2 protein-coding genes are annotated in these 3,414 nt (G+C 67.4%); one reads left to right on the top strand and one right to left on the bottom strand.

The window, feature by feature from the left end:
• Positions 1 to 1,696: SulP family inorganic anion transporter (locus JYJ84_RS31885; RefSeq protein ID WP_205189945.1), on the bottom strand; the 1,696-nt coding region annotated here is incomplete at its 3' end.
• Positions 1,697 to 2,190: 494 nt separating this feature from the next.
• On the opposite strand from JYJ84_RS31885, the gene JYJ84_RS31880 reads away from it, so the two are divergent.
• Positions 2,191 to 3,414: mechanosensitive ion channel family protein (locus tag JYJ84_RS31880; protein ID WP_205186529.1), on the top strand; the 1,224-nt coding region annotated here is incomplete at its 3' end.

Raw genomic sequence — 3,414 nt, 5'->3', positions numbered from 1 at the left:
GCGCCGGCGTCGTGCCGGCGGCCTCGAGCGCCTGGTGCAGCGTCGAAAAAATGCGTGACGGGCCGACGATTTCCGTGATCCGGTGACGATCCATGTCCGCGCGCAGGTAGCGGTTGACCCGCCCGAACAGCACGCCGATCCCGCGTGCCTGCAGCATCTTGACGAGATCGGTCAGCGTCCGCGCGGCCGAATAGTCGACGTCGGTGATCGCGCCCGCATCGACGACGAACCAGCGCACCGGCACCGGCGCCGCCTCGACGAGCTCGGTCACTTCGGCGGTGAACAGATGGTCGTTCGCGAAGAACAGGTCGGAGCCGAACCGGTAGACGATCAATCCCGGCGCCGTCATCGCACCGCGCCGCGCGGGCACGGGCTGCCACCGCCCGTTGCCTTCGACCGGTTCGAGCACCATCGTGTGCGGCTGGTAGCTGTGGCGCACGTGCCGCATCAACGACAGCGCGACGGCCAGCAGGATGCCGTGCTCGACGCCGACCGTCACGACGGCCACGGCCGTCACCAGCGCGAGCGTGAATTCGCCGGGGCTCTCCTTGCGGATCGCGGCGAGGCTGCGCACGTTGATCAGCCCGAGCGCAATCGTGAACACGATGCCGGCCAGCACCGCATGCGGCAGATACTGCAGAAACGTGCTGAAGAACAACAGGACCACCGCCACCACGGCGGCAAACGCCAGATGCCCGATCTGGCTGCGCACGCCCGCGCCGTCGGCCATCGCCGTCTGCGTCGGGCTGCCGTTGACGACGAATGCGCCGCCCACCGCCGCAGCCGCGTTCGCGGCCGCAAGGCCGAGGATGTCGGCGTTGGTATCGACCTCCTCGTCGTACTGCTGCGCGAACACGCGCGCGGCGGCCGCGCTCTGCGCAATGATCGTCACGAAGCACGACGCGGCGACCGGCACGAGATCGAGGAACTGCTGCCACGTGACGGACGGCCAGCGCAGCGGCGGCAACCCGCCCGCGACCGGCCCGAGCACCGCGATGCCATGCGCGGCGAATCCGAACACGTCGCTTGCCGCGATGCTGCCCGCAACCGCGATCATCGGCATCGGCACGCGCGGCAGGAACCGCTTGCACGCGAGAATCGCGACGACGACGAGCGCCGCGAGCGCGAACGTCGGCCGGTTCGTATCGACGAGATGCGTGACGACGTAGTCGAGTTGCGCGAGGCTGCGCGACGCCGGATACGGCACGGCCAGCCCGAGCATGTCGCCGAGCATCGCGATCGACACCTGCACGCCGACGCCGGCGAGAAAGCCGACCAGCACCGTACGCGACAGGAAATCGGCGAGAAAGCCGAGCTTGAAGATGCGCGCGAGCAGCAACATCGCGGCAGTCAGCAGCGCGACCATGCCGGCCAGCGCCACATACTCGGCGCTGCCGGCCGGCGCCATCGACGACAGCCGGCTCGCGAAGATCGTCGCGGTCGCGGAATCGGCCGCCACCACCAGATGCCGCGACGCGCCGAAGCACGCGAACGCGACGAGCGGCAGGAACACCGTGTAAAGGCCCGTGACGGCCGGCATGCCGGCGATGCGTGCATAGCCGAGCACCTGCGGGATGTCCATCGACGCGAGCGACATGCCCGCGAATATGTCGCGGATCGCCCCGCCGCGGCGGATCGGTAGGATGCCTTTCAGCAACCGCACGCCTGACGGGCGGCTTTCGTTGGAATCTTGCATGCATGAAATGCGTGAGTATGGGGTGACGTGGTTCGCGAAATCGTTCGCGCATCGTGCCCCGTGCAGGCATTGCATGGCAAGTGCGCGAAGGTGGCGCATGGCGCTCACCGTCGGTGGACGGGCCGCGCGCAAAGACGAACGGCGCACCGACAATCCATGCGACGCCTGCATGATTGCACGGATCGCCGCTCACGCGCATTGAAGCGCGCAGGCCCGCGGCAGCGGGGCCGAGCCGGTCTCGGGGCGATGTGCAACGCATCCGGCAAGACGCGCGCGCGGCGCCATTCGGTGACGCGCTTTCATCCCGCGCCCTCACCCGATTACAGAGGAGACCTGCGCAATGGTGAGAAGGTTCGGGAGCCTCGCGCCCTGCATTCACCACAACGTGCGCGGAACCCGATGGCACAATCACGGTCCCTTTCATGCGCCCTTCACCGGGCGCGCGCCGCATCGCGGCGCCGATTCAACGCACGAGAAGGCCCCTGTTTGCCCCTATGACCCTGAACGAATCCTGGTTTGCGCCGCTCGTCGGCATCCTCATCCTGCTCGCCGCCGCCGGCGCGATCACCGCCGTCGTCCATTTCCTGCTGTTCCGCGTGGTCGCGCGGCTCGCGCGGCTGTCCGCCACACGCGTCGACGACGCGCTGTTCGAGTTCGGCGCATTCAAGTGGCTGAACCGCATCGTCCCGTTCGTCGTGGTCAAGCTCGGGCTCGGCGCGGTGCCCGGCATTCCCGAGACGGCCGCGCAGGCCGCCGACAAGGTGCTGTTCGCGCTGATCGTGTTCCTCGTGACGATGACCGTCAGCGCGACGCTTTCGGCGCTCGAACACACGCATCGCACGTACCAGCGCGATCAGCGCGATCAGCGCGACCAGCCGCACCTGTCGCTGAAAGGCGCGATGCAGCTCGTCAAGCTCGTGATGTTCATCACGGCCGCGCTGGTCGTGATCGGCGACGCGACCGGCAAGCAGATCGGCCTGCTGCTGTCCGGCATCGGCGCGATGTCGGCGGTGCTGATGCTGATCTTCAAGGACACGCTGCTCGGCCTCGTCGCGGGCGTGCAGCTGTCGTCGAACGACATGCTGCGGATCGGCGACTGGATCACGATGCCGTCGGCCGGCGCGGACGGCACCGTGATCGACATCACGCTGAACACCGTCAAGGTCGCGAACTTCGATCACACGATCATCACCGTGCCGACGTGGAAACTGATCACCGAGAGCTACCAGAACTGGCGCGGGATGACCGAAGCGGGCGGACGCCGCATCAAGCGCGCGCTGTTCGTCGACGCGACGAGCGTGCGCTTTCTGTCCAACGACGAGATCGAACGGCTCGAACGCCTGACGCTGCTGAAGGACTATCTCGAGGACAAGGTCGACGCGATCGAGCAATGGAACGGCACACTCGGTGCGGCCGGCGACTGTCCGGCGAACCGCCGCCAGCTGACGAATCTCGGCACGTTCCGCGCGTATGTCGCGAACTACCTGAAAGGCCATCCGCACATCCGCCGCGACATGACCTGCATGGCACGGCAACTGCCGCTCACGGCCGAAGGCATTCCCCTCGAACTGTACTGCTTCACCGACACGACGACGTGGGTCGACTACGAGGCCATCCAGTCCGACCTGTTCGATCACCTGATCGCGGTGCTGCCCGAGTTCGGGCTGCGCGTGTACCAGCACCCGTCGGGCTTCGACATGCGACAGATGGCCGGTGCC

Source organism: Burkholderia sp. LMG 13014, from assembly GCF_905232215.1.
Classification (GTDB): Bacteria; Pseudomonadota; Gammaproteobacteria; order Burkholderiales; family Burkholderiaceae; genus Burkholderia.
The sequence above is the reverse complement of the archived record's forward strand: the minus strand, read 5'-3'. Positions and strand labels throughout refer to the sequence as shown.